This window comes from Planctomonas sp. JC2975 (assembly GCF_012985205.1).
Lineage (GTDB): Bacteria > Actinomycetota > Actinomycetes > Actinomycetales > Microbacteriaceae > Humibacter.
Genome location: NZ_JABEKS010000001.1, coordinates 929,239 through 955,695, shown reverse-complemented (window position 1 = coordinate 955,695; position 26,457 = coordinate 929,239). Strand labels below are relative to the sequence as shown.

Below are 26,457 nucleotides of genomic sequence, written 5' to 3'. Positions count from 1 at the left end.
GCCCTGGCTCAGCTCGCGGACGACTCACTGGAGCCGGACGGTGCGCCCGAGTCGGAGCGTGCCCCGAGCAGGGCGTCGGGAAAGGCATCCGGAAGCGCACCGAAGGCGATGTTCGCCGTGTGCACCACACGCGACCCCGTGATGCGGTTCCCAGCGCCACCGACGACAGCGCCCACGCCGAACGGCAGCGCCTTCGCCAGGATGCTGCCCGATCCCTTCGTCGCGACCTGTCGCGCGAGGGCGGTCTGAAGCCGCTGCACGAGGGGCGCAACGACGACTCGTGGGATGCTCGCCGAGACGACCTGACGCCAGTACAGCTCGCGCGTCGCCTCGGATTCCGTCAGTTCCAGGCCCCACTGGCGCACGAGGGTCGACCCCTCCTTGCCCAGCATGAGAGCGAGCACCAGCGCGCGGGCACGTTCCGGATCCGTCACGGGGAGTCCATGCAGTTCGGAGATGGACTGGGCGAAGAGCGCTGTGGCCTCGAGGAAGGCGGCAGTTTCGACGGCGGAGAGCGCGAGCGTCGCGACCGTGCCGACGGACGGAATGACCGCAGTGGCGCCGACTGCGGCTCCGCTCGCCGTGACCACCATGAGGTATCGACGCCCCACAAGGAAGCCGACCTCCTCGGGCGTGGCATTCGGATGACGCGTCCTGATGCTCCGCAGATGTGCGAGCACCACCGGGCGCTGCACGGACAGGAAGCGATCGACACCGCGGTTGATACGGCTCGGGATGGCCACGCCGTGCGACGTGCTGGTGCCCGTGACGCCGACGAACGGCCTGACCTTGCTGGAGCGCGCCATGCCGACGAGTCTACGGATTCGGCGTATTCCGGTGAGCGCATGCGCGCCGGCTCGAGTGGCGATGTGCGGCGGCCCACGGTCTCGTAAGCTTGCCGGGTGCCACGCCTCATCACCCCAGCCGACTTCGATTCCGTCCGTGAGCGCGCTCGCAGCGGGGACAACTTCTCCGTCGCGGAGACGTTGCGATCCTGGGCCATGGATCCCGACAGATACACGCTCTCCGATGACCTTCCGCGTGCGACGGTCCTGCTGGAGGCGGGGGAGAACTACGGCTACGCGGGAGATCATGCGAACGCGTTGCGCATGTACGAAGCGGCGCGCGACGACGGCGGGACGACGTACGTCGACCCGCGCGCGCTCATCGTGCAAGCGCTCTACCAGGATGGCCAGACCGATTCCGCCCTCGAGCTGGCGACGGCGCTCCGCAAGGATGTCCCCGCCAACCTCGGCACGTACCTCGTGCTCGCCGGATTCTTCGAACTCGTCGACGAGCTGCAGCCCGCCCAACGCTGGTACTCGATGGGGATCCGTGCCATGGACAGCGGCAACGTCTCCGGATCCGAGTCGCAGTACGAATCCATGCTGATCGGCCGCGCCCGCGTGCGCAGCGAGCTCGGCCTGGCCCCGGACACGCTGGACGACGCCGCGGTGATCATCATCGAGCGGTACGCGGCGGCAAGGGGTGGCGACGCGGAATAGCCGCGATTCGACACAGGAGGCGTCTGCGCCGTAACCGGCAACAGGGCACGAACGCTCTGGATACGAACGCTGTCCCGACCATAGACAAGAAGGCATGGTCGAGCCCTTCTCTCACGCCGCCGGCGTGGTCGGGGAGCGGCTGCGCGGTATTCGCATCGCGCTCGACCTCAGCCAGGAGCAGGTGGCCCACCTCGCCGACTTGCACCCGACCAACTACGGCAAGATCGAACGTGGTCGCGCCAACCCCAGCCTCAGCACGATCATCAGAATCGCGACGGCTTTGGACACGGACGCCGGGCAACTGATCAGTGGCCTGACGATCGCGGATCTCCCCGGCCGTCACCGCCAGTACACCGCGAAGGACTTCATTCGCGAACGCGAGCGGATGCGCTGAGCAGCTCCGACTTCTGACACGACGCCCAGCCTGCGCGTTCCCAGCGCAGCGTGGAGGTTCGCCCGGTGTCAGAAGCTCGCGCGCCACAGGTATTCGTCGCCGTTCGCGCGGTGCCAGCGCACGACCAGCACCGTCGAGCGCGCGAGGTCCTGCCCGTGGATGCGGATCTCGGCCGTGTCGCCCGGCCCGAGCGTGATCGGCGCCTGCACGGGCATACTCCCTGCGCCGAGGAGTGAGAATCGCACGCCGGTGAGCGTCTCGAGACTGGCATTCCGCAGACGGTAGCGCGGTGGTGTGCTTCGGTCGAAGACGAACGGCACCGGGTAGGCGATGGGTTGGCTTGCAGCGGAGACGCCGGGTCGAGTGGTGGTCATGCAGGAACGGTAGGCGAAGCATCCGACGCCCTCGGCCGGACGGTGGACAGCGTGAGTTCCGCGCGATCTGGGGACGCACAGATCCGCGTCCGTTCCGGCGCGATCGGCCGCCGCCGGCAGCGTTTCGCGGGCAATCGCCGCGACAGGGCTCAGATCACCGGCAGAGCGTGCGGACATCCGGCGAAAACCGGATGCCTCAGGAGAAGACGGGCGCAGCGTCTCGCTCATCCGAACGCCGAAACAGCCGATCAGACCCCGTACTCGGTGTTGTAGCGGTCGAGCACCGAGGAGATGTCCGAGTCGAGGGCGAGGACCCCGCCCTCGAGGTAGAGTCCGCGCTTGCAGAACCGGCGCAGGTCCTTCTCGTTGTGCGAGACGAAGAACAAGGTGCGGCCCTGCGCCAGCATTTCCTCGATGCGCCGGTAGCACTTCTCGCGGAAACCCTTGTCGCCGACGGCCAGCACCTCGTCGACGATGAGGATCGGCTCGTCGAGCTGAGTGATCACGGAGAACGCGATGCGCACCTTCATGCCGCTGGAGAGGTGCTTGTACGGGGTGTCGAGGAAATTGCCGATGTCGGCGAAGCCGATGATGTCGTCGAACCGCTCGTCGATCTGACGCCTGGACATGCCGTGCAGACCGGCGGTGAGGTACACGTTGTCGCGCACGCTGAGGTCGTCGACGAATCCGCCGGTGATCTCGATCAGAGGCGCCGTCCCTGCCTTCACGTCGACGGTTCCCTCGTCGGCGAGGATGACGCCGGCGACGAGCTTGAGCAACGTCGACTTGCCCTGGCCGTTGCGGCCGACGACGCCGATGGCCTCTCCGGCGGTCACCGTGAACGAGACGTTGCGAAGGGCCCAGAACTCGTCGGGCTTGCTGCGACGCTGCCGTGAGGAGAACAGATCCTTGAAGCTGCGGCGGGACTGGCGATTCCGTTTGAAGCGGATGCCGACATCCTTCACCTCGATCATCGCGGTCGTCGTCAGGGTGTCCGTCATCACATCTCCTTCAGCACGCTGCGGATCGTGCGTGAATAGACGAGCCATCCCACGACTAGGAAGATCAGGCTGCCCAGCGCAGAGATGATCACCAGGCTCCAGTGAAGGTCCTCGGGGAAGAAGCCCGAGCGATACATCCCGAAGAGCCCGACGAGCGGGTTCGCGTCGATGAAGTAGCGGAACAGGCTCCCCTTCGGCACGTCGTTCACCGGATACAGAACCGCCGATGCATAGAAGAGGAGTCGGAGCAGCAGTTTCACGGCGCGCTCGAGGTCTTTGAAGAACACCACCAAGGGCGCGACGATCAAGCCGATTCCGACAAGGAGCACCGCCGTGATGAGGACCGCGAGCGGATAGAAGACGATCTGCCAGTGCACGTGTGCGCCACTGAAGATGACGAAGAGCGCGAGCACCGGCAGCGAGAGCGCGAACTCGATCCCCTTGCTGAGCACGATGCGATTGATCCAGATCGTGCGCGGGATGGCCGTCGAGCGGATCAGCTTCGCCTCGCGGCTGAACGCGCGCGTGAAGTCCGAGACAGCGCCGTTGAACCAGGTCCACGGCAGCAGTCCCGCGAGAAGGAACACGATGTATGGACTCTCGCTCGGCGTGTTCCCACGTTTGAACACCACGACGAACACGAGGTAGTAGATGCCAGCCATGAGCAGCGGATCCAGGATCGACCACACGTAGCCGAGCACATTCGTCGTGTACCGCACATGAAGGTCGCGCTTCGTCAGCAACCAGAGCGAGTGACGGTAGCGCGCAAACGGTGTGCGCTGGGTCGGGCGCACGTCGGCGTAGGTGGTCACCCGTAGATCGTACCGGCGCTCTGCTGAGCGTCCGCCTCCTCGCACCTGTCACCGCAACCACAGAGACACGGATGCCGCCGACCGAACCCGGCCGACGGCATCCGTCACGCTGTTGCTGGTCTCACACGAAGAGGTTCGCGCGCTCCAGGTCTTCCGCGAAGTCGATCTCGACTGCGTAGAGGTCGGAGATGTCGACCGGCTCGACGAGCATGCCGTCGTTCTGGATGGCCAGCTCGATGCCGCGCTCGAAGTACTCCTGGTCATCGACGCGCTGCAGGTGGTAGAGCAGCGCCGCCTTGTCGCGACTCGACACGTAGTTGATGCCGACGGCTTCGCCGAGGCCGCCCTTGACGGTCTTGGAGAGCTTCTCGATGTATCCCTCTGCGCCCGTCGTGTACTTGACCTCCTCGTCGGAGACCTTCGCGGTGTTCACCGTGACGAAGGACTGGTCGCGTGCGATCGCCTCTGCAGCGCGTACCAGCAGGCCCGGATCGAAGACCACGTCGCCGTTCATCCAGAGCACGCCACCGTTGCCGCTCGACTTCAGGGCGCGCATGAGGCTCTTGGACGTGTTCGTCTGGTCGTACTGCTCGTTGTAGACGAAGGATGCGTCGGGGAACGCCTCGACGATGTGCTCGAGCTTGTAGCCGACGACGATGGTGACCTTCACCTTGGTGCCGAACGCCGCGTGGATGTTGTCGAACTGCTGCTGCATGATGGTGCGGCCGTCGCTGAGCTCCGTCAGCGGCTTCGGCAGCGAGCGTCCGAGGCGGCTACCCATGCCGGCCGCGAGAATCACGACCTGGGGTGCGTTGGTCACGTTACGTCTCCTGTCATTCGTGCGCATAGTCGACCTCCAGAGGTTGAACTGTGTGACTTGTGGATGACTGGATCCACGGCTGATCAGGTTCCGTTGCCTGTGCCGACGATCTCCGTTCACCGAAGCGTCACTGATGCGTATGTGCAAAGACACCGCGTTGTGCCGCCTTCGATTTTAGGTGAGAACGAACCCCGAATGCGGGACGTTGCCGTTTCGTGATCGTTTTATGGGAGCTCTCTTAGGGTCTCGTATCGCCCGACCCGCGCGTCTATCCGACGGGACAGGTGACCACGAAGGGTGTCCACCTGGCAAACACGGCACAGAACGTACCTGGGAATCACGGCACAGAACGTGTCGTCCAGTAGAGGGGTGTGCCGATGCGGGTTGGTAAGTTAGCGTAAGGAATTCGATGGCTCCGATGGGGGAGGGTGCCGCGTCGGCTCTCGCAGGCGTGAGCATCCGTCTCCGTTGGATGCCATAGGTGAAGCGGGTCGGGCCGCGGTCACGTGACTCGAGTGCTTCGAGGGAACCGGTAACGGGGGTATGGCGCGTGCACGATGACCCGCAGGAATCGGTCGCCGAAGGGGCACGGATGGTGAGCGGGAGCGGGCGCACCGGCGTCACGACGGACGCGGACGAGTCGACGGTTCGACCGCGCGGCACGACGGCGGGCATTCGTAGACACAGTCGGGTGCGAGTCACAGGCGCGGCGGCCAACACGTCGGTCGTCGCCGATGCAGAAGCCGCCGAGTCGGGACCGCTCGTGGCCGCGACGGGTGCCCGCGGCGCAGGCGGCACGACACGTGCCAGGGCGTCGAAGGGCACTGGTGTGGTCGGCGGAACGTCCGGCGCCGGCATCAGGAGCGGTGTTGCGAGCGGAGTGGATGGCGTGACCTCCGCGTCCGCAGCGGCGCCGACAGGCTGGGCCAAGACATCCGCCCGGCCGGTCGCTTCGGCTCAGGGCGTACTCGCGCCGGGCTCCACAGCGGGACCGGCTTCGGCATCAGCCGGCGTGGGCTCTGAGGAGTCCACGCGAGGTCGGACGGACGCGGATGTGAGCAAGACGGAACTGACCGCCGGTGACCTGAGCGAAACGTCGGGACTCGACACGGATCCGCTGCCCGGACCGGCGTCCAGGGTGGACGAGAACACCGGATCCCGCCAGCGGATCAGGCTCTTCGGCCGTCGCCGCAAGGCGGCGCTCGCGGCATCCGCCGTGGCGCTCGAGGCGCCATCGGATGACGATCAGGGGTCGAAGCGACTGGCCGACCTGGTGCGGGAGGCCGAGGCTGCGACGCCCGGCGAAGTGCCGAGGCTCACGCAGCCGCCGTCGATCGAGGGAGGCGACGTGCCCGAGTGGGTGATCGAGCAGGTCTACGAGTCGGATGAGCGGGATGCCGCGCTCGCCGGTGCCGACACGATGCTCCTGGAAGAGACGGTCGACCGGTCGACGCTGACGCGCGAATCGGGCGAAGCCGACACGGAGCACGACGAGACGGACTCCGCCCCGGCGCCTGCCAGGGCCCGTCGTGCAGCTGAGACACGGGTATTCCCCGCTGCCAGACCGGCACCGACCTCCGCCGCGCCCGTCGTGTTGGCCGTCAACGGACTGCACAAGCGCTACGGCGACGTGGTTGCCGTCGACGGCGTGCACCTGACCGTGCGCGCCGGATCGTTGTACGGCATCGTCGGACCGAACGGTGCGGGGAAGACGACGACCCTGTCGATCGTCACCGGCCTCCTTCGACCGGATTCCGGCGCAGTCATCGTGAACGGCGTGGATGCCCGCAAGCGTCCGCGCGATGCCAAACGTGCCATCGGCGTGCTGCCGGACCACCTGCGCACCTTCGACCGGCTCACCGGTGCCCAACTCCTCTTCTATGCCGGCACGCTCCGGGGGCTCGACGCCTCGACGACCCGCAAGCGCTCGGCAGACCTCGCGGCCGCGTTCGGCATCGAGGATGCCATGGGCCGCCTCGTCGCCGACTACTCGGCAGGCATGACGAAGAAGGTCTCCCTGGCGGCGGCGATGATCCATTCGCCTCGGCTCCTGGTGCTCGACGAACCGTTCGAGGGGGTCGATCCTGTGTCGTCCGCGACGGTGACCGGCATCCTGCAGCGATACGTGGATGCCGGCGGAACGGTGCTGCTGTCCAGCCACAGCATGGATCTCGTGCAGCGCGTCTGCGACAGCGTCGCCATCATCGTCGGCGGAGTCGTGCTGGATGCCGGGCCCGTCGATCAGGTGCGCGGCGAGAAGTCGCTCGAAGACCACTTCATCGAACTCGCGGGCGGTCGCAAGGCCGTGGAAGGGCTCGAATGGTTACACAGTTTCTCGGACTGAGGCTCGCATCGCTGGGCAGCGGATTCCGGCGCGGCGGATGGCACGGGTTCGGTCTCGTCGTGGGGATTCTGTACACGATCGCGGCGACGGGCGTCGTGTGCTGGGTGCTGGCATCCGCCCGCACAGCCAGTGACACGGAGCTCGTGCGCGACATCCTGGTGATCGCTGGCGGATTCGTGGCCTTGTGCTTCCTGGTGGTGCCGCTCTTCGGACGTCACGACGGCACGTTCGACCCGCGCTCGTACGCCATCCTCGGCGTCGAGCCGCGCCAGGTGGCGATGGGCTTGGGCGCTGCATCCTTGCTGTCCCTGCCTGCTGCGGTGCTCGCGGTGTGCGCCCTGTTCACCGTCGTGACGTGGTCGGCGCACCCGGGCGCTGCGGTGCTCGCGGTGCTCGCCGCGATCGTCGCGGTGCCGACGTGGGTGCTGGCTGCGCGGCTGACGGCATCCCTCGCCTCCTTCGCCTTGTCGACGAGGCGGGCGCGCGAGTTCAGCGCGACCATCGCCGTGCTCGTGATCGTCATGCTCTCGCCGCTCGTGTTCTTCCTCGCAACGTTGAACTGGGGACGAGACGGCCTCCGCGTCCTGCACAGCGCGGCCGACTGGGTGAGCTGGACCCCGCTCGGCGCCGTCTGGGCCGTCGGCGGCGATGCGGCGACCGGTCACTGGGGGACTGCCGTGGCCAAGCTGCTGATTGCGATCGCCACCGCCGCCGTTATCGGACTCATCTGGTGGGGACTCTCGGCGCACATGATGGTGACCCCCGATCGGCTGGTGACGGCGAAGGCGTACGTCGGCCTCGGCTGGTTCGGCAGGATGCCAGCCCGACCGGTCGGCGCCATCGCCGCTCGCAGCCTCACCTACTGGGGTCGCGACTCGAGGTACTGGGTGCAGCTCGTGCTCGTGCCGCTGTTCCCGATCGTCATGGTGGCAGCGCTGTTGATCTCGGGCGCGGTCTCCCCGCATGACGTCGCGCTCATCCCGCTGCCGGTCATCTGCCTGTTCATCGGCTGGGTGGGACACAACGACGTCGCATACGACGGCACGGCGGTCTGGCTGCACATCGCCTCCGGAACGGGCGGACTCGCAGACCGTCTCGGGCGCCTGGCACCGGTGGTGGGGCTCGCCATCCCGGTCGTCGCCGTCGGCAGCGTGCTGACCGTGCTCGCCTATGGAAGCTGGGCCGTCCTTCCGGCGATCACCGGAGTGAGCGTGTGCCTGGTGCTCACTGGGCTCGGACTCTCCAGCGTGTCATCCGCCCTGGCGCCGTATTCCGCGCCGCGGCCGGGGGACAGCGCGTTCGCGCATCCGCAGCACACGGGTGGCGGGGCGGCGTTCGCGCAGTTCGTCAGCCTGCTCCTGACCGCGGTGTTCGCGGGTGTGCCGATCGCGATGATGGTCCTGGGCGTGCTGGTGGATCCCGCATGGTTCGACAGGACGCTGTGGGCGGGGCTCGGGATCGGCGTCATCGTCTTCGCCGGGGGCGTCTGGCTCGGAGCCGCGACGTTCAACAGGCGTGGGCCGGAGCTCATGGCGTTCGCTCTGCGGAACGCCTGATCCGCGGATGCCGATAGCCAGTGACCGGCCGGGACCGCCCGGCTACACTGAACGGATGGTTGACGACAGCATCGCAGAACCGGGCGGACCGGGCGCCGCGCCCGATGGCGGCGGTGTCGCCACGCTCGATCGTGAGCTCGAGGAGCTGCTCCAGAACGAGCAGATGGAACCCGGGGATCACGAGCGCTTCTCGCACTACGTGCGCAAGGAGCAGATTCTGGAGTCCGCCGTCACCGGCAAGCCGGTGATCGCGCTCTGCGGCAAGAAGTGGACACCGAATCGCGACCCGCAGAAGTTCCCGGTCTGCCCCGAGTGCAAGAAGATCTACGAAGGCCTCAGCGACGAATAGCGTGAACCAACGCATCGCCTGAACCGATGAGACAGCCTCCCGTCGGGCGACCCCCCGGCCGGGTCGCCCGACGGTGAGCACGCCGTCCGGCGAATGACGGGCGGTGTCGGCGAAGCCGTGAACGGATTCGACGCTAGACGAACTCGGTCGGCAAGGCGGGCTCTCCGCGGCCGAGGCGGAACGCCGACTCCGGAAGTTCCTCGCGCACGATCGCGTGGTGCCGACGGGCTGCTTCGACCCCTGCGGCACCGAGGTGCGCCGCGATCGCGGCACCGCCGGTCATGAGCGGAACGTGCAGTACGCGTCCGGACGGAACGGTCCCAGGGCCCTGCACGATGTGGATCTCCTCCGCCACGGCGACTCCGACAGTGTTGATTGCGCGTACCGGCACCTTCGTGCCGCCGATGGATGCTTTGCCCGCGGATGCCTTCGCGACCGGGATCCACGTTCCAGTGGCATCCTTTCGAGCGACCAGCTTGTAGACCATGCCTGCGGTCGGCGCGCCGGATCCGGTCACCAACGAGGTTCCTACACCGTACGAGTCGACGGGAGAGGCACGCAGGGCGGCGATGGCGAACTCGTCGAGATCGTTCGTCACGGTGATCCTGGTGTTGGTCGCGCCCAGAGAATCCAGTTGAGCCCGCACGGATCCGACGAGCACCGGCAGGTCGCCGGAGTCCAGCCGGACGGCGCCGAGACCCGTGCCGGCGACGCGCACAGCCGTCTCGATCGCCTTGTGCACGTCGTACGTGTCGACCAGGAGGGTCGTGCCGGGGCCGAGCGAGCGCACCTGCGCGCGGAAGGCATCCTCTTCGCTGTCATGCAGCAGCGTGAACGAGTGAGCAGCCGTGCCCATCGTCGGGATGCCCCATGCGCGGCCCGCCTCCAGGTTCGAGGTGGCGCCGAAGCCGGCGATGTAGGCGGAACGAGCGGCGGCGATCGCCGCCTCCTCGTGGGCGCGACGCGATCCCATCTCGGCGAGTGGGCGTCCTGCCGCCGCAGAGACCATGCGCGCGGCGGCACCGGCGATGGCCGAGTCGTGGTTCAGGACGCTGAGGACGAGGGTCTCCAGCAGCACGCCCTCGCCGAACGGTGCATCCACGACGAGCACCGGGGAGCCGGGGAAGTACAGCTCGCCCTCCCGGTAACCGCGGATCGTGCCGTTGAAGCGGAAGTCGGCCAGCCAGTCCAGGGTCTCGTCGCGGACCACGCGGTTCTCCCGCAGCCACGTCAGCTCGGCATCGCCGAACCGGAACCGCTCGATGAGTTCGAGAAGCCGGCCGATGCCGGCGACGACGCCGTAGCGGCGCCCGCCGGGCAGAGAGCGGGCGAAGACCTCGAAGACGCATTCGCGATCGTGCGTGCCCGAGAGCATCGCGGCGTCGAGCATCGTGAGCTCGTAGCGGTCCGTGAGAAGCGCGGATGATGGGCGCTCGCGTGGTGGCGTCACGGAGATCAGCCTACGGCGTGAGCGATGATGACCGCCGGGGTCGCACCGTAGGCTGGATGACCGTGACAGACGCGCCGATCGGTATCTTCGACTCCGGGGTTGGCGGCCTCACGGTGGCCAGAGCCGTGCGAGACCAGCTCCCGAACGAGTCCATCCTGTACGTCGGCGACACCGCGAATTCCCCGTACGGCCCGAAGCCGATCGCGCAGGTGCGCGGCCTGGCGCTGGAAGCCCTCGACTTCCTCGTGGAGCAGGGCGTGAAGATGCTGGTCATCGCGTGCAACACGGCATCGTCCGCCATGCTGCGCGACGCGCGCGAGCGGTACGACGTACCTGTCGTCGAGGTGATCCAGCCGGCAGTCCGCACCGCCGTCGCGACGACTCGAACGGGCCGAGTCGGCGTGATCGGCACGGTCGGCACGATCAATTCGCGCGCGTACGAGGATGCCTTCGCCGCGGCACCCGACCTGAAGCTGTTCACGCAGGCGTGTCCTCGTTTCGTCGAGTTCGTCGAGAGCGGGGTGACCAGCGGCCCAGAACTGCTCGATGTCGCCGCCGACTACCTCCGGCCGCTACAGGAGGCCGGCGTCGACACGCTCGTGCTCGGCTGCACGCATTACCCGTTCCTCAAGGGCGCTATCTCGTACGTGATGGGGGAGGGCGTGTCGATGGTGTCGAGCGATGTCGAGACAGCCAACGACGTGTATCGCGTGCTGGTGTCTCAGGGGCTCGAGCGGACGGCGACAAGCGAGCCCGGCCTCCGGTACGAGACCACCGGGGCCGACACCGAGGCATTCCGGCGCCTCGCGCATCGCATGCTCGGTGCGGACGTGCCCGCCGTGGACGTGGTGCGCACGGGCACGATCGACCTGAGCGTGCTTCGCCGACTCTAGAGCTCACGATCGTCAGGGGTGCGTCGCGGAGAGCACCGCTCACGGGCGGCGTGGAACCTTCACCATCGAGGCGATCCGTCTGCTGCTCGATAGGGTGGAGCGGTGAGCGAGATCATCCGTGCCGACGGCAGAACACCCGACCAGCTGCGACCGATCACCATCGAGCGGGGGTGGAGCGAGCAGGCGGAGGGGAGCGCCCTCATCTCGTTCGGTCGCACGCGGGTGCTGTGCACGGCATCCTTCACGAACGGAGTTCCGCGCTGGCTGGCGGGCAAGGGCAAGGGCTGGGTGACGGCCGAGTACTCGATGCTCCCGCGCTCGACCAACGAGCGCACCGACCGGGAGTCGGTCAAGGGCCGCATCGGAGGCCGCACCCACGAGATCAGCCGACTCATCGGCAGGAGCCTGCGTGCAGTCGTCGACATGAAGGCTCTCGGCGAGAACACGATCGTGCTCGACTGCGACGTGCTCCAGGCTGACGGCGGCACTCGCACCGCCGCGATCACCGGTGCGTATGTCGCTCTGGCCGACGCCCTCGGCTGGGGCAAGGAGCACAAGTTCATCGGCCAGCGGGCGACGCCGCTCATCGACAGCGTGTCGGCCGTGTCAGTCGGCATCATCGACGGGGAGCCCATGCTCGATCTGGCATACGTCGAGGACGTGCGTGCCGAGACCGACATGAACGTCGTCATGACCGGTCGCGGTCTGTTCGTCGAAGTGCAGGGCACGGCCGAGGGCGCGCCGTTCGACCGCCGCGAACTGGGCGCACTGCTCGACCTCGCGGAGGGCGGATGCCGCGACCTCGCCGCCCTCCAGGCCAAGGCGCTCAGCCCGGACGTCGACGCCAGCGCCTCATGACGCACGATCGTGTCCGCGTGGTGCTGGCCACGCACAACCGCCACAAGCTCGAGGAGTTCGCGGCGATCATCGCCGACCGGATGCCGCAGGTGGAGCTCGTCGAATACGACGGCCCCGAGCCGGTGGAAGACGGTGTCACCTTCGCCGAGAACGCGCTCATCAAGGCGAGGGCCGCTGCCGAGCACACGGGTCTGGTCGCTCTCGCCGACGACTCCGGCATCGGTGTCGAGGTGCTCGGAGGTGCACCGGGCGTTTTCTCCGCGCGATGGAGCGGCAGGCACGGCGACGACGCCGGCAACCTCGAACTGCTCCTCGCACAGCTCGGCGACGTGCCCGATGAGCATCGTGGCGCCTGGTACACGTGCGCCATCGCACTCGTGCGTCCTACGACGGCAGGGATCGCAGGGGATGAACGCACCGTGCAGGGCGAGTGGCCGGGATCGCTGGCGCGCGCACCCCGCGGAAGCAACGGATTCGGATACGACCCCGCGTTCGTGCCGAGCGGCTCCACGCTGACGGCGGCGGAGCTCGATCCAGACGTCAAGAACGCCGACAGTCACCGGGCACGCGCGTTCCGCGCCATGGTCCCCGTGCTGGAGACGCTGATCTCCGAGTAGCGGCTCGCGGATTGCGGCCCTCGTGAACCGCCCGCCTGGCATGGCGCGTCGCGCGTCCTCGGACCTACCGTTGAGGTGACATGTCCCACAGCCACGATCACGACCACGGAGCCCACGGAGCGAGCAGGAGACGCCTGCTCGCCGTGATCGGCATCGTGCTCGGCGTCTTCGTCCTGGAGATCGCGGGCGCCGTTCTCAGCGGATCCCTCGCACTGCTCGCCGATGCCGGACACCTGGTGAGCGACATCGTCGGCCTGCTGGTGGCGCTGGCGGCGGCGACGGTTGCGGCGCGTCCGGCGACCGACCGGCAGACGTTCGGCTTCCAGCGAGTCGAAGTCTTCGGGGCGCTGGTCAACTCACTCATCCTGATCGGGGTGGCAGTGACGGTCGCCATCGGCGCCGTGTTCCGGTTCACGGGCGGACATCCGGAGGTTCAGGGCGGCTGGATGCTCGTGGTCGCCGTTGTGGGCCTGTTCGGCAATGTCGCCGGCCTGCTGATCCTGCGCGGCGGGGCGAAGGCATCCATCAACATGCGCGGCGCCTACCTCGAGGTGCTGGGCGACACGCTCGGCTCGCTGGCGACGATCGCGGCCGCGATCGTCATTCTCACCACCGGTTTCGCCTATGCCGACGCGATCGCGTCGCTCATGATAGCCGTGCTCATCGTGCCGAGGGCCTTCTCGCTGCTGCGCGATGTGGTGCGTGTGCTGAGCGAGTCGGCGCCGGAGTCGACGGATGTGAAGGAGATCCGCCGGCATATCCTCGGCACGGCCGGCGTGGTGGACGTGCACGACGTGCATGTGTGGGCGATCACGTCGGGGGCGCCGGTGTTCTCGGCGCACATTGTGGTCTCGCCCGACGTCTTCGCCGGAGGGCGCACCGGGGCCTTGCTCGACGAACTGGGCGGATGCCTGAACCACCATTTCGACGTCGCCCACTCCACCTTCCAGCTGGAGCCAGCCGAGCACGCGGCGCACGAGGGCGATACGCACAGGTAGCGGAGCCGGCGACGTCACGGCACCGGCGACGGAACGGCGTCCGGTTGCGGTCGAGTCGCACGTGATGCGCCCCGCAACCCGCAGGCAGCTGTGGCGGGCGTTCGCGGACGGCCCGGTGCCGGCCGAAGGCAGGGTCAGTCGCTGCCGGACGAGGAGGCGGAGTCCGCACTGTGCCGCGAGGCGCCGAAGACGGTGGGCTCGGTCGCGAGTCGCTCCGCGGCATCCTTCGCCTCTTCGGCGTCGTTCGCCGCCAGCTGCGCGTCGGATGCCTCTGCCTTGGCACGAACACGAGCCTTGCGGAGCCCGAGAAAGTAGTGGATCAGCGCTGGCACGACCGTGACCAGCACCGCGAGGATCAGGATGAGGTCGATGTACTTCTCGACGAAGTTCGCAACCGGCGTGATGAAGCCGATCAGGTAGGCGAAGAACGTGAGGCCGGCGCCCCAGAGCACGGCGCCGATCGCGTTGTACAGCGAGTACCGGCGGTAGCTCATGTGGCCGACACCGGCAGCGACCGGCGCGAACGTGCGCACGACGGGGACGAACCGGGCGAGGATGACGGCCGCCGGTCCGAAGCGCTCGAAGAACTTGTTCGTGCGTTTCACGTTCTCGATGCTGAAGAGTCCGGTCTCCTTGCGTTCGAAGATGGCGGGGCCGGCCTTATGACCGATCAGATAGCCGACTTCACCACCCAGGAATGCAGCGACGGCGATCAGAATGCACACCCACCAGATCTGCAAGCCGAAGACCAGGTCGGTCGCCGTCAGGATGCCGCTGATCACCAGCAGCGTGTCTCCGGGGAAGATGAACCCGACGAGCAGACCGGTCTCGGCGAAGATGATGCCGCAGACGACGAGCAGCGACCACGGGCCAACGGAGTTGATGATGACGCTGGGGTCGAGCCAGGGGATGAGTGCGGTGTGGAACACGGTTCTCCTGTCGTCGGCGCCCGCCTGAAGCGGCAGCCGGTCGTCGGCGGCGAATGCTGAGGAATGTGTGTGCAGTGGTTCAGCGTTGATGACGCGTTTGCAGTGAAGTCTAGCCAGCGGACGTCGCGCGAACCCGGGTGTTAACCCTACGATCCAAGGCTGAACGAGCGGCTGTAAGAACCGGATAAGGAAGTGCGGGAGAGGGGACTTGAACCCCCACGCTCGAAAGCACAGGAACCTAAATCCTGCGTGTCTGCCAGTTTCACCACTCCCGCTGAGGGCGCAATCAGCATAGTCGTCGCCATGAGCGCCGGCGGGGTGGTCCGTGCCGGAGAGGGACTCGGGCGGTGTGGATAACTTCGGTGCGGAACACGGCGCTCCCTGCATCATGACGCCATGACCGATCCCGTGCGCCTCATCGCCGACCGCGTGCGAGACAGGGTGCGGCGGGACGGCGTCGATCTCACCGGTGATGCATCGCGGGCGGCCGCCTACACGCACGACGAGGTGCGCCGGTACACCGAACGCGCGCTCGGCGGATCGATGCCGCTCGTCGCCGACGAGCGGCGCGCAGAACGAGACGTCCTCGCCTCGCTCACGGGGCTCGGCCCGCTGCAGCCGTACCTGGATGATCCGGCCGTTGAGGAACTGTGGATCAACGCGCCCGACCGGATCTTCGCGGCCAGGAACGGTCGCTCCGAGCTCGTCGACCTCGCGCTGTCCGGCGATCAGGTGCGCGACCTCGTCGAGCGGATGCTGCAGGCATCCGGCAGACGGGTCGACGTCTCCTCGCCCTTCGTCGACGCCTCGCTGCCCGATGGATCACGGCTGCACGTGGTGATCCCCGACGTGACCCGCGCCCACTGGGCGGTGAACATCCGCAAGTTCTCGCGTCGCATCCGCGACCTCGGACGCCTCGTCGCGCTCGGGTCGCTGTCGCGCCAGGCTGCCGAGTTCCTGCGGATGTGCGTCCTCGCGAACCAGAACATCCTGGTGGCCGGCGCCACCCAGAGCGGCAAGACCACGCTTCTCGGGGCGCTCCTCGCATCGGCACGGCCGGGGGAGCGGATCGTCACCGTTGAGGAGACGTTCGAACTGGATCTCGCCGCCGTGGACGTGGTCGCGATGCAGTGCAGACAGCCCAGCTTGGAAGGGACGGGCGAAATCACTCTGCGCCGTCTGATCAAGGAGGCGCTGCGGATGCGTCCCGATCGTCTCGTCGTGGGCGAGGTGCGCGAGGCGGAGAGTCTCGATCTGCTGTTGGCGCTGAACTCCGGACTGCCGGGCGCGTGTTCGATCCATGCGAACAGTGCGCGCGAGGCCCTGTCGAAGCTCTCGACGCTCCCTCTGCTCGCCGGCAAGAACATCGACGCAGGATTCGTCGTGCCGACCGTCGCGACCTGCGTCGACATCGTGGTGTTCTGCGCGCTCGAACGGGACGGCAGCCGACGGATCACCGAGATCCTCGCCGTCACCGGCGCCGTGACGGGCGGCGTCATCGAAGCGAGTCCGGTGTTCGCGATGCGCGGTGGCGAGCTCGTGGCGACGGGTGGGTATCCGGCCAAACGGGCCAAGTTCGAGGCTGCCGGGCTCGATCCGGCATTGGTGCTGGCCCGATGATCGCCGGCATCGCGCTCGGCGGAGCGCTCGGAGTCGGCCTCTTGCTTGCCGTATCGCCGTTCTTCTGGCCGCTGCGACCGCGCAGCGTGCCTGCCGGCAGGAACGATCGGCTCCGGCGCAGACTCATCCTGGCGGGGATGCCTCGACTGACGCCGGCAGGATTCCTCCTCATCTGCGCTCTCGTCGCCGTCGTCTTCTTCTGCATTGCACAAGCAGTCTTCGGTATGCTCGTGCTCTCCGTTGCCCTCGCCGCGCTGGGCGGATGGCTGCCGTGGAGTCTTGTCTCCTGGCGCGCTGCCCAACGGACGCGTGCCCATCGGACGATGTGGCCCGATGTCGTCGATCACCTCGTCTCCGCTGTGCGCTCCGGACTCGCGCTGCCCGAGGGCGTCGCCGAACTCGCACGGACGGCGCCGGAATCCACGCGTGCAGCATTCGCCGCGTTCGAACGGGACTACCGCTCCACAGGCATATTCGCTCCTGCTGCCGACCGGCTGAAGGCGGCTCTGGCCGACCCGGTCGCGGACCGCATCATGGAGACGCTGAAGATGGCGCGTGAGGTGGGCGGCGGGGAGCTCGTGTCGGTGCTGAAATCTCTCGCTGCGTCGCTTCGGGAGGACGCTGCCGCGCGCGCGGAGATCGAGGCGCGACAATCCTGGACCGTCGCCGCCGCGCGGCTGGGCGTCGCGGCGCCGTGGGTGGTGCTCGGCCTTCTCGCCACGCGTCCGGAGGCCGCGCTCGCCTACAACGGCCCGGTCGGGGCGGTCGTCATCGTGGGCGGCCTCGTCGTGACACTCGTCGCGTACCGCATGATGCTGTCCATCGGACGGCTGCCAGAGGAGCGGCGGTGGTTCCGGTGACGGCTCTCGCCGTGTTGTGCGGCGTCGCCTTCGGGCTCGGCCTGTGGTCGCTCGTCGCCCTGCTCCCGCGGATGAGCAGGCCGCGCCTCGCGGACCGCGTCGCGCCGTACCTTACGGACGTCTCGGAGGCTGCGCGCGCCCACAGCGAACGACGCACCGTGCAACCGTTGCCGGTCATCGGCTCCGTCTTCGCTCCGCTCGTCGGTGCGCTGCGCAGCGCCGCTCTGCGAACCCTCGGCGGCACGGATGCCGTTGCGTCGAGGTTGCGTCAGTCGGCGAGTCCGCTCACCGTCGAGGAGTTCCGACTCCGGCAGATCGCATGGGCGCTCGCCGGCCTCGTGACGGGAATCGGCCTCGCGGCGCTGGGAGCTGCAGTGCAGCCGCCCTCGCCTGCTGTGGCGCTCGCCATGCCCGTCGTGCTCGCGATCCTCGGATTCCTCGTGCCGGATCAGCTCCTGACGCGAAGCATCCGACGGCGTCTGGCACGGATGGCGGAGGAACTCCCGACGGTCCTGGAACTCATGACGCTCTCGCTGAGCGCTGGCGAAGGCATCCTCGACGCTCTCCGGCGAATCGCGCGCGTGGGGTGCGGCGAACTCGCCGGAGAACTGGGACGGGTCGTCGCGGAGACCGGAATGGGCGTGCCGTTGGCGACGGCGCTCACCCGGGTGAGCGCCGACATCCGCCTGCCGCAGTTCACCCGGTGCGTGGATGCGATCGGATCCGCCCTCGAACGCGGCTCACCGGTCGTCGAGGTACTGCGTGCACAGGCGACGGATGCGCGCGAGGCCGCCAAGCGCGATCTGCTCGAACAGGCGGGCAAGAAGGAGATCGGAATGCTGGTTCCGTTGGTGTTCGCCATCTTGCCCGTCACCGTGCTCTTCGCCGTCTACCCCGGGCTCGTCGTGCTGGAGTCGGGCTTCTGAATGGATGGATGCACCGACTGGAGACGGGCCGCGGGGCGCGCCGCACGGCGAAGTCGTGCGCACGGAGGAAGCGTGCGCACGACAGGGCGGCGCGCCGCGGATGACGAGGACCGGGTGAAAGAGATGAGGAGAGCGGCAATGACGGATTCACGATGGAAACACCTGCTCGGACAGCGCGGAGGCGGCGACATCCGCTCCGCGGCGATGGACGATCGCGGCGATGTGCCCGGCTGGGTCTTGATCACGCTCATGACGGCGGGTCTGGTCATCATCCTCTGGGGCGTGGCGGGACCTGCGCTGAGCACTGTGTTCCAGCAGGCCATCGATCGTGTGGCGTCGTTCTGACATGACCGGCTGGCACGATGAGCGCGGGTCGGCCCCCGCCGAGTTCGCGATGGTCGCCGCCCTGCTCACCGTGCTCACCCTCGCCGTGCTCCAGCTCGGTCTGGCGCTCCTGGTGCGCAACACGCTCATCGACGCGGCGGCTGAGGGCGCGCACGTGGCCGCGCTCGCCGACAACACGCTCGCGGACGGGCGCGAGCGCACGCGATCCCTGATCGGGACGGCCGTCGGCGACGGATACGCCAGCGACGTGACGGCGGCGTACGGCTCCTACCTCGGCGTGCCCGCGGTCATCGTCACCGTGCGCGCGCCGCTCCCGCTGGCGGGCCTGTTCGGGCCGGACCGTGTTGTGGAGGTGTCAGGGCATGCGCCGGTCGAAGTGGTTCCCTGATCGCACCGCGTTCCTGTCGGAGCGCGGATCGGCCTCGCTCGAGTTCGTCACGGCGGGGCTCGTGCTTCTCGTGCCGACCGTGTATCTCGTGGTCGCTCTTGCGAGCATCCAGGGTGCACAGCTGGCAGCGGCCGGCGCGGCACGCCAGGCCGCACGGGTGTACGTGCAGGCAGGAGACGAGACGGATGCCGCGGCATCCGCATCCTCCGCCGTCGCGTTCGCGCTCGCCGACTTCGGCCTCACTCCCGACCAGGCCCGGGTCGACATCGTGTGCTCGCCCCGCCCCGACGCCTGCCTGACCCGCCTCGGAACGGTGACGGTCACGGTGCGCGTGCGGGCAGCGCTCCCGCTCGTTCCCGACGTCCTCGACCTCCGCAGGGACGCGGCCGTCTCGGTGCAGGGCGCGAGCACGCAACGGGTCTCTCGTCTCTGGAGCCCTCGATGAACCTCCGAGCCCGGGCGGTCGCCGTACTCCGTGATGAGCGCGGGTCGACGATGCCGCTGATCATCTTCTTCGCGTTCCTCTGTCTGACGGTCGTGCTGCTGGCGAGCGCGGCGACATCGCTGTATCTCGAGCGTGAGCGGCTCTACGCCGTGGCGGATGGCGCGGCGCTCGCCGGTGCCGAGTCCTACGACCTCGGTGACGCGGCGGTGGTCGACGGCCATCCGCGCCCGACGCTCCGGTCGACGGAGGTGAGCGACGCGGTGGACGATTATCTGGGCTCCGCCGCCGCGCGTGGATTCGACGGTCTCGTCGTCGAGCGGGCCTCGACAGAGGACGGCAGAAGCGCGACGGTGCGTCTGTCGGCCGTGTGGCATCCGCCCGTCGTCTCGGTGCTGGTGCCCGCCGGACTCCGCATCGCCGTCACCTCGACGGCTCGCAGCGTGTTCCGATAGGAATCTCGTCCGATCAGGGCCTCGCGTCCGACAAGGTTCTCGTGCCCGACGGGCCGCCTTCCGACTTGGGTCGTGGCGGAAGGTAGGCGGGTGACCGCGATCAATGCACGTTACGGCTGCGCCGGATCGCGAACAGCACCCCGCCCGCGCACGCCGCCAGGAGTGCGGCGACACCGACCGTGACCAGCGCAGAGCCGATCGCTGCGGGGATGCCTTGCCCACCGCCGTTGCCGTTGTCTGCTGATCCGGCTGCCGGCGTCGGCTGCGCGGAGTGGGTCGGACCAGGGTTCGGCGCCGCGGAGGCGGTCGCGGTCGGCGCGGCAGTGCTGGATCCGGCGGGAGACGGCGAACGACAGTTCGGCACCTGGTACGAGACGACGCGGTCCGGGTCCGTCACGAGCGCGCCGCCTCCGTCGTAGCCGTGATCGGGGGCGCGTGGTCCGCATCCACCGAAGTAGTCGCCGATGGTTGCGTTGACCGTGCCACCGGATTGCGCTGCGACGTCGATCGCGGCCTTCGCCACGCCATCGAACGAGGTGCCGATCACCGTGACGGCGTCGCTGATGCCGCCGGATGCGATCTGCACGCCGATTCCGAAGCGGGAGAGGTCGGAATCCTCGACGTTGACGACGGACGAGGGCCCTGCCGTCGCACTCAGTTCGACGGCAGGACCGGATCCTCCTCTGCCGTCCTGGGTCCCGAGTCGTGCTATCTCCGCGCCTCTGGTTCCGCTGACCAGCACGGCCGGTCCCGTAAGACCGGTCACCGAGGTGCCGGTGATGACGGTGTCCGTCGAAGAGAGCAGTGTCACCGCTGTCCCGACCTGAGCGAACGAGTTGGAATCCAGCACCGGTGCGGCCGTGTGTTCGATCACGACTCCGGAGTCGTCGTCCTGGAAAGTGTTGCCGAACATGGTGAGCCCGTCGGCGCCCGTCGCCCACACTCCGGCAGACGGCCCATCGGCCGAGCCGTCGCCGAGGAGGGCGTTGCCCTGGAGGTAGGCATCCTGCGCGCCGTCCAGCAGAATGCCGCGGGCGCACTGCAGCGCCGAGGAGTCGACGATGCGCGCATGTTGGGCGGTGACGTCGATTCCCAGCGTGTCGCCGGCCCCGCCGTTGCAGGTCGTGCCGACGGCGTCGATCGTGACGTTGTCCGCCGAGACCGTCACCGCCGCACCCCGTGGGGGTGCGCTCACCGTCGCCTGGAGGGACTCCAGCGTGAGCGACTTGTCAACGCGGATCGGGCCCTGATACGACCCGGGACCGAGCGAGACCGTGTCGCCGGGCCGCGCGCTCGCGATGGCAGCGTTCACGTCATCGCCGGGATGCACGGTGACCGTGCCTGGCGACGCAGCGAATGCACCGGTCATCGGCGCCAAGATCAGCGAGAGCGCGACGATCGTCCCGCTCGCCGCACCGACCGCGCAACCGTGCGCGGACCGCCATGTCCGCATCCGTCAGCCTCCTGGCCCGCTTCATCCCAGCATCCTCTCCGTACCCCGGCTCGACAACGGTCGGGTGAGTGCCGGCGCGACGGTGAAGGACGGCGGACGGGCGCGTGGGGGAGGGGTCCTCAGTCGCCGACGACGACGCGACGCTTCGGGATGTAGCGCGGGGCGAAACGGAGCAGCATCCCGGCACCGATGAGGCCGAGAACGCCCATGGAGACGGATGCCACTCCCAGCGAGAACAGCGCCGTGATGCCCGACACGAGAAGCGGAGCTCCCGCTTGTCCCGCATCGTTCGTGAAACGCCACGCGCCGAGGAACGGCGCCGGATCCTTGCGCGGCGCGAGGTCCGCGCCGAGGGTCATCAGGATGCCGCTACCCACCCCGTTCGTCACGGCCATCGCGATGGCGACCACGGTGAACCAGGTCTGGTCGACGACGAATGCGAGCGCGATGTGCGTGATGCTCAGCCCCACCATGGAGGGGAGCGCGGACCAGAGGCGACCGAACCGGTCCATGATCTGCCCTGACGTGTAGAACAGGGCGAAGTCGACCGCGCCGGCTATGCCGATGATGAGGGCCGTGTTCGTTGCGGGAAGCCCGATCGCGACAGCGGCCAGCGGGAGGATCACGGTGCGTGAAGACCTGAGCGCGGAGATGAGTGCGGCGCAGGTGCCCATTCTCAGCAGCACCTCGCGATTGAGCCAGATGGTGCGGAAGAGGCCCTCGGTGCGCTCCTTCGCTTCGACGCGGCCGGCATCGGGAACGGCGATCGGCTTCGTCGTCGCCGGCCCCTTCTCGACCGTCGCCGCGCTGCTCGGCGCGATCGTCTCCGTCGGGTCTGGGACCACGATCAGCACAACAGTGGCCGCCACGCACATCACTATGTGCACCCAGAACACGGCGTGGGCGTTGCCGAACAGGGTGATCACACCGGCGCTGATGAACGGTCCGACGAACCATCCGCCGCGGAACACGCCGCCGAGGGTCGACAGCGCACGGGCTCGATACCGCAGCGGCACGTATCCGGTCATGAACGCGTGCCGTGCGAGGGCGAACACGCTGGTGGCGAGCCCGATGAAGAACACGCCGACGGTGAGCAGCACATCTCCCTGCGCGAGGAGGCACACGACGAGTCCGATGATGCAGAGCAGTGCGGATCCGATCATCGACCGGCGCTCGCCGAACCTCGACACTATCCAGCCGCTCGGGATGTCGCCCACCATCTCGCCGACCATGATCATGCCGCCGATGAACCCGGCGAGGGCGAGCCCGGCGCCCAGGTTGTGCGCGAGCACCGGGATGATCGGGATGACGGCGCCCTCGCCGATCGAGAAGAGGGCCGTCGGCAGGAAAGCGGCGAGCGCGATGTCACGGATGCTGAAGTTCGCGTCGCTCGTGCTCATGTCCTCTCCAGCCTAGGTGGTATACCAACAGTGGTCCGACCGAGGCGTCCGCCTCAGGCCAACACGGCCTAGGCTTGTGCGGTCATGATCGAACTGGACTTGAGCTCGCAGATCGCGGATGTGCGCGCGACTTTCGCCGACATCCGTGCCGTCGTGGACGTGGAGCGTCTGCGCGCCGACATCGAACGCCTCAGCGAGGAGGCGGGCGTGCCCGACCTCTGGGACGACCCCGAGAAGGCGCAGAAGGTGACGAGCGCGCTCAGCCACCGTCAGTCGGAGCTCGCCAAGCTGACGAACATCGAGCAGCGCATCGATGACCTCGAGGTACTGGTCGAGTTGGCGAACTCCGAGGGCGACGACGAGTCTGCAGAAGAGGCCCGCAACGAGCTGCAGGAGCTGCAGAAGACCGTCGGCGATCTCGAGGTGCAGACGCTGCTCGACGGCGAGTACGACGCGCGGCCGGCCGTGGTCACGATCCGGGCCGGCGCAGGCGGAGTGGATGCCGCCGACTTCGCCGAGATGCTGTTGCGCATGTACCTGCGGTGGGCTGAGCAGCACGGCCACTCCGTGCAGGTCATGGACACGAGCTACGCCGAAGAAGCCGGCATCAAGTCGGCCACGTTCGAGGTGGATGCGCCGTACGCGTTCGGCACGCTCTCCGTCGAAGCAGGAACCCACCGTCTCGTTCGGATGAGTCCCTTCAATTCAGCCGGCAAGCGGCAGACGTCGTTCGCGGCCGTCGAGGTGATCCCGCTCATGGAGGAGACGGAATCCATCGACATCCCCGAGACGGACATCCGTGTCGACGTGTTCCGCTCGTCGGGCCCCGGCGGACAGTCCGTCAACACGACGGACTCCGCCGTGCGCATCACACACCTTCCGACCGGCATCGTGGTGTCGATGCAGAACGAGAAGTCGCAGATCCAGAACCGCGCGGCAGCCATGCGCGTGCTGCAGTCCCGCCTGCTGCTCCTGCAGCGCGAGGCGGAGGCCGCAGCGAAGAAGGAGCTCGCCGGCAACATCACGGCCAGCTGGGGCGACCAGATGCGGTCCTACGTGCTCGCTCCGTACCAGATGGTGAAAGACCTGCGCACCGAGCACGAGGTGAACAACCCGCAGGCCGTCTTCGACGGCGACCTCGACGGTTTCATCGCCGCCGGCATCCGCTGGCGCAAACAGCGCGCTAGAGCTTAGAGCGAGGGCCATTTCTGGCCCTCGCCGCGACGCCAGCGCCGAGCAGCGTCTCGCTGCTCGGGACTGCAACCCGGTGAACTCCAGGTGGGGTGAGTCGCTCGGTTGCATCCGTGGGGGGTGTGTTTAGGCTGGGCGGGTCATGATCCGATTCGAGCACGTCAGCAAGAGCTACAAGGGAACCCCCCGCCCGGCCCTCGACGACATCACGACCGAGATTCTCCGCGGAGAGTTCGTGTTCGTGGTGGGCGCATCCGGATCGGGGAAGTCGACCTTTCTACGGTTGATCCTGCGTGAGGAGAAGGTGACGCGCGGCAAATTGCACGTGCTCGGCCAAGACCTCAACACCATCTCCAACCGCAAGGTCCCGTATTTCCGCCGTAACGTGGGCGTGGTCTTCCAGGACTTCCGCCTGCTCACGAACAAGACCGTCTTCGACAACGTCGCCTTCACGCTGAAGGTCATCGGCAAGTCGAAGGGATTCATCCACGAGGCCGTGCCCGACGTTCTGGCGATGGTCGGACTCGAGGAGAAGGCCGGGCGCTTCCCGCACGAACTCTCCGGTGGCGAGCAGCAGCGCGTGGCCATCGCGCGCGCCGTGGTGAACAAGCCGCAGATCTTGCTCGCGGATGAGCCGACCGGCAACCTCGATCCGGCAACGAGCGCAGGCATCACCGCCGTCCTCGAACGCATCAACGCCGCGGGCACGACAGTGCTGATGGCGACGCACGAGGCCGGGCTCGTGGATCAGATGCAGAAGCGTGTCATCGAGCTCGTGGACGGCAAGCTGGTCCGCGACGAGCGGCACGGCGGTTACGGATTCACCGCCGCGCTCCCCGTGCTGGGCTCCCCTGAGGAGACGTCGGACATCCCTGCCGGTTACGGGCTCCCCGAGAAGGGAGAGGTGCCGGCGCATCCCGTGGCGGTGCCGGCGGCGGCTGTCGCGAAGCCGAAGAAGCGACGCGGCGGTAAGTCCTCTCGCACTTCGACGAGACCCGCGGATGCCATCCCCACCGCGAACAGCGCTGCTCCGGTTCCCGAGACGCAGCCGTCGCAGACGCCGCTGCCCGTACCGGCCCGTGCCGCCGCGGCGAGCGTGCCCATGGCGGACGACGCAGATACGGCGAACGGGGCCCTTACCGGTGCCATCCGCACGGACGCGGCTCCCCGCGCCGCTGCTCCGGTCAGTGCCACTCCGTCCGCCGCAGTTCCCACCAGAGGTGGAGCTGCGGCGGATGCCGCGGCAACGACCTCGAAACTGGGACACTTCAACGGCTCAGCGGATGCGGCCGAGCTGCACACCGACACTTCAGACACGCACACCGATGCCGGGGAGCGCGAACCGGTAGCGGTGGCGGCCAGGGGAGCGGAATCCGCTTCTGCAGGATCGGTGGTCGACGTCGAGGGACACTTCGCGAACCCGCCGACCGCACCGGTGCGCCGCGCCGACTCGGGCGATGTGGCTGAGCTGACCCTGGCGGAGCGCCTCGGCCTGCGTGCGCCGGGTAAGCACGACCACGACGACGATTCCAATCAGGATGTGGGACCCGTTTCATGAGATTCGCACTCGTCCTCTCCGAAGCCGGAAGCGGTCTGCGACGCAACCTCTCGATGGTGATCTCGGTCGTTCTCGTGACCTTCATCTCGCTCACGTTCGTGGGCACGGCGATTCTCATGCAGATGCAGATCGGCCAGATGAAGACCTACTGGTACGACAGGGCCCAGGTGGCTGTCTACATGTGCACCGAGACGGACGTCTCCTCGACGTGCCAGGGACAGGACGCGTCTGCTGAGCAGATCGCCGCGGTGAAGGCCAAGCTGGCGTCGCCGGCGCTCGCCCCGTTCATCGACAAATTCTACTTCGAGGACCACCAGCAGGCGTACGCGGACTTCAAGAAGCAGTTCAAGGGCAACCCGGTCGCCGATTACGTGACACCGGAGCTGCTGAACCAGACGTTCTGGATCAAGCTGAAGGACCAGCAGCAGTCCGACGTGATCGCGCAGAGCCTCAGCGGCGTCGCCGGAGTGCAGTCCGTGACGGATCAGCGCAGCTACCTGGACCAGATCTTCCGCATCCTCAACGCCGCGAGCCTCACGGCCATCGCCATCGCCGCTGTGATGCTGGTCGCGGCCGCCCTGCTGATCGCCACCACGATCCGGCTGTCCGCGTTCTCGCGAAGACGCGAGCTGGGCATCATGCGTCTCGTCGGGGCGTCGAACGGGTTCATCCAGACTCCGTTCGTCTTGGAGGGGATGCTCGCGGCCCTGATCGGCTCGTTGCTGTCCGTTGGCGCGGTGTTCGCCATAGTGCAGTTCTTTGTGCGCGGATATCTGGCGCAGAAGATGCAGCTGACGTCGTTCGTCGGACTCGACAGCGCTTGGATCGTCGCGCCGATCCTCGTCATCGTCGGTATCGGGCTGGCGGCGCTGGCGTCGAACGTGGCGATCACCCGGTATTTGAAGGTCTAGCGGTCGGC

General features: G+C 67.8%; 28 protein-coding genes and 1 tRNA gene. 19 read left to right on the top strand and 10 right to left on the bottom strand.

The window, feature by feature from the left end:
- Positions 1-8 precede the first annotated feature (8 nt).
- Positions 9-806 carry a hypothetical protein gene (locus HII28_RS04485; RefSeq protein WP_170024310.1) on the bottom strand — a complete coding sequence of 266 codons (798 nt, stop codon included), beginning with the start codon at positions 804-806 and terminating at the stop codon, positions 9-11.
- A 96-nt stretch (positions 807-902) separates the two neighbouring features.
- Here HII28_RS04485 and HII28_RS04480 point away from each other — a divergent pair, with 96 nt between their 5' ends.
- Positions 903-1,505: a hypothetical protein gene (locus tag HII28_RS04480; protein WP_170024309.1), complete on the top strand. Its 603-nt coding sequence runs from the start codon at positions 903-905 to the stop codon at positions 1,503-1,505.
- A gap of 94 nt (positions 1,506-1,599) precedes the next feature.
- Entirely contained in the window at positions 1,600-1,899 is a 300-nt protein-coding gene (locus tag HII28_RS04475) for a helix-turn-helix transcriptional regulator (protein WP_170024308.1), read from the top strand.
- 68 nt (positions 1,900-1,967) lie between these two features.
- Here the strand turns inward: HII28_RS04475 and HII28_RS04470 are convergent, their stop codons facing one another.
- The 4 genes from HII28_RS04470 to HII28_RS04455 form a co-directional block, all read right to left on the bottom strand.
- The gene (locus HII28_RS04470) at positions 1,968-2,273 is read right to left on the bottom strand and encodes a hypothetical protein (protein ID WP_170024307.1); all 306 of its coding nucleotides are present in this window, start codon (positions 2,271-2,273) and stop codon (positions 1,968-1,970) included.
- Positions 2,274-2,521: 248 nt separating this feature from the next.
- A complete protein-coding gene (locus HII28_RS04465; protein ID WP_170024306.1) occupies positions 2,522-3,274 on the bottom strand; it encodes an ABC transporter ATP-binding protein in 753 nt (250 codons plus the stop codon).
- The gene (locus tag HII28_RS04460) at positions 3,274-4,086 is read right to left on the bottom strand and encodes an ABC transporter permease (protein ID WP_346769184.1); all 813 of its coding nucleotides are present in this window, start codon (positions 4,084-4,086) and stop codon (positions 3,274-3,276) included. The genes HII28_RS04465 and HII28_RS04460 overlap by 1 nt, the downstream gene beginning before the upstream one ends.
- A 121-nt stretch (positions 4,087-4,207) precedes the next feature.
- A complete protein-coding gene (locus HII28_RS04455) occupies positions 4,208-4,906 on the bottom strand; it encodes a phosphocholine cytidylyltransferase family protein (protein WP_346769183.1) in 699 nt (232 codons plus the stop codon).
- Positions 4,907-6,326: 1,420 nt separating this feature from the next.
- Here HII28_RS04455 and HII28_RS04450 point away from each other — a divergent pair.
- Genes HII28_RS04450 through HII28_RS04440 form a run of 3 tightly spaced genes read left to right on the top strand, consistent with a single transcriptional unit; the run spans position 6,327 to position 9,155 of the window.
- A complete protein-coding gene (locus tag HII28_RS04450; protein ID WP_170025952.1) occupies positions 6,327-7,250 on the top strand; it encodes an ABC transporter ATP-binding protein in 924 nt (307 codons plus the stop codon).
- Complete coding sequence (locus HII28_RS04445; RefSeq protein ID WP_170024304.1) at positions 7,226-8,806, top strand: hypothetical protein; 1,581 nt, start codon at positions 7,226-7,228, stop codon at positions 8,804-8,806. The genes HII28_RS04450 and HII28_RS04445 overlap by 25 nt, the downstream gene beginning before the upstream one ends.
- A gap of 55 nt (positions 8,807-8,861) precedes the next feature.
- A complete protein-coding gene (locus HII28_RS04440) occupies positions 8,862-9,155 on the top strand; it encodes a DUF3039 domain-containing protein (RefSeq protein WP_170024303.1) in 294 nt (97 codons plus the stop codon).
- A gap of 133 nt (positions 9,156-9,288) precedes the next feature.
- On the opposite strand, the gene HII28_RS04435 is transcribed toward HII28_RS04440, so the two are convergent.
- Complete coding sequence (locus HII28_RS04435) at positions 9,289-10,605, bottom strand: nicotinate phosphoribosyltransferase (RefSeq protein ID WP_170024302.1); 1,317 nt, start codon at positions 10,603-10,605, stop codon at positions 9,289-9,291.
- 62 nt (positions 10,606-10,667) lie between these two features.
- Between HII28_RS04435 and murI the strand changes: the two genes are divergently transcribed.
- From murI to HII28_RS04415, 4 genes are all read left to right on the top strand, one after another.
- On the top strand, positions 10,668-11,498 hold the full coding sequence (murI, locus tag HII28_RS04430) for a glutamate racemase (RefSeq protein WP_170025951.1): 831 nt from the start codon (positions 10,668-10,670) through the stop codon (positions 11,496-11,498).
- Positions 11,499-11,600: 102 nt separating this feature from the next.
- Entirely contained in the window at positions 11,601-12,356 is a 756-nt protein-coding gene (rph, locus tag HII28_RS04425; RefSeq protein ID WP_346769182.1) for a ribonuclease PH, read from the top strand.
- On the top strand, positions 12,353-12,973 hold the full coding sequence (rdgB, locus tag HII28_RS04420) for an RdgB/HAM1 family non-canonical purine NTP pyrophosphatase (protein WP_170024301.1): 621 nt from the start codon (positions 12,353-12,355) through the stop codon (positions 12,971-12,973). Before rph ends, rdgB begins: the two co-directional genes overlap by 4 nt.
- Before the next feature lie 80 nt (positions 12,974-13,053).
- Entirely contained in the window at positions 13,054-13,971 is a 918-nt protein-coding gene (locus tag HII28_RS04415; protein WP_170024300.1) for a cation diffusion facilitator family transporter, read from the top strand.
- A gap of 134 nt (positions 13,972-14,105) precedes the next feature.
- Here the strand turns inward: HII28_RS04415 and HII28_RS04410 are convergent, their stop codons facing one another.
- Both HII28_RS04410 and HII28_RS04405 read right to left on the bottom strand, forming a co-directional pair.
- Positions 14,106-14,900, bottom strand: a complete 795-nt coding sequence (locus tag HII28_RS04410) for a VTT domain-containing protein (RefSeq protein WP_170024299.1) — start codon at positions 14,898-14,900, stop codon at positions 14,106-14,108.
- Positions 14,901-15,093: 193 nt separating this feature from the next.
- Positions 15,094-15,175, bottom strand: a tRNA-Leu gene (locus tag HII28_RS04405).
- A gap of 121 nt (positions 15,176-15,296) precedes the next feature.
- Here HII28_RS04405 and HII28_RS04400 point away from each other — a divergent pair.
- The 7 genes from HII28_RS04400 (at position 15,297) to HII28_RS04370 (ending at position 19,936) form a co-directional block, all read left to right on the top strand.
- Positions 15,297-16,520: an ATPase, T2SS/T4P/T4SS family gene (locus HII28_RS04400; protein ID WP_170024298.1), complete on the top strand. Its 1,224-nt coding sequence runs from the start codon at positions 15,297-15,299 to the stop codon at positions 16,518-16,520.
- Positions 16,517-17,380 carry a type II secretion system F family protein gene (locus tag HII28_RS04395; protein ID WP_170024297.1) on the top strand — a complete coding sequence of 288 codons (864 nt, stop codon included), beginning with the start codon at positions 16,517-16,519 and terminating at the stop codon, positions 17,378-17,380. The genes HII28_RS04400 and HII28_RS04395 overlap by 4 nt, the downstream gene beginning before the upstream one ends.
- Entirely contained in the window at positions 17,368-18,306 is a 939-nt protein-coding gene (locus HII28_RS04390; protein ID WP_346769181.1) for a type II secretion system F family protein, read from the top strand. The genes HII28_RS04395 and HII28_RS04390 overlap by 13 nt, the downstream gene beginning before the upstream one ends.
- A gap of 138 nt (positions 18,307-18,444) precedes the next feature.
- Positions 18,445-18,651 (top strand): hypothetical protein, encoded by a 207-nt coding sequence (locus HII28_RS04385; protein ID WP_170023359.1) that lies wholly within the window; start codon positions 18,445-18,447, stop codon positions 18,649-18,651.
- 1 nt (position 18,652) lies between these two features.
- Entirely contained in the window at positions 18,653-19,039 is a 387-nt protein-coding gene (locus HII28_RS04380; RefSeq protein WP_170024296.1) for a TadE/TadG family type IV pilus assembly protein, read from the top strand.
- A complete protein-coding gene (locus HII28_RS04375; RefSeq protein ID WP_170024295.1) occupies positions 19,014-19,484 on the top strand; it encodes a hypothetical protein in 471 nt (156 codons plus the stop codon). The genes HII28_RS04380 and HII28_RS04375 overlap by 26 nt, the downstream gene beginning before the upstream one ends.
- Complete coding sequence (locus tag HII28_RS04370) at positions 19,481-19,936, top strand: pilus assembly protein TadG-related protein (RefSeq protein ID WP_170024294.1); 456 nt, start codon at positions 19,481-19,483, stop codon at positions 19,934-19,936. Before HII28_RS04375 ends, HII28_RS04370 begins: the two co-directional genes overlap by 4 nt.
- A gap of 100 nt (positions 19,937-20,036) precedes the next feature.
- Here the strand turns inward: HII28_RS04370 and HII28_RS04365 are convergent, their stop codons facing one another.
- Both HII28_RS04365 and HII28_RS04360 read right to left on the bottom strand, forming a co-directional pair.
- Positions 20,037-21,389 (bottom strand): right-handed parallel beta-helix repeat-containing protein, encoded by a 1,353-nt coding sequence (locus HII28_RS04365; RefSeq protein WP_170024293.1) that lies wholly within the window; start codon positions 21,387-21,389, stop codon positions 20,037-20,039.
- Positions 21,390-21,508: 119 nt separating this feature from the next.
- Positions 21,509-22,789 (bottom strand): MFS transporter, encoded by a 1,281-nt coding sequence (locus tag HII28_RS04360; protein ID WP_170024292.1) that lies wholly within the window; start codon positions 22,787-22,789, stop codon positions 21,509-21,511.
- 84 nt (positions 22,790-22,873) lie between these two features.
- On the opposite strand from HII28_RS04360, the gene prfB reads away from it, so the two are divergent.
- From prfB to ftsX, 3 genes are all read left to right on the top strand, one after another.
- Positions 22,874-23,983, top strand: a complete 1,110-nt coding sequence (gene prfB, locus HII28_RS04355; protein ID WP_170024291.1) for a peptide chain release factor 2 — start codon at positions 22,874-22,876, stop codon at positions 23,981-23,983.
- A 139-nt stretch (positions 23,984-24,122) separates the two neighbouring features.
- Positions 24,123-25,538, top strand: coding sequence for a cell division ATP-binding protein FtsE (gene ftsE / locus HII28_RS04350; protein ID WP_170024290.1), 1,416 nt, complete (start codon positions 24,123-24,125; stop codon positions 25,536-25,538).
- Positions 25,535-26,449 (top strand): permease-like cell division protein FtsX, encoded by a 915-nt coding sequence (gene ftsX, locus HII28_RS04345; protein WP_170024289.1) that lies wholly within the window; start codon positions 25,535-25,537, stop codon positions 26,447-26,449. Before ftsE ends, ftsX begins: the two co-directional genes overlap by 4 nt.
- Positions 26,450-26,457 lie beyond the last annotated feature (8 nt).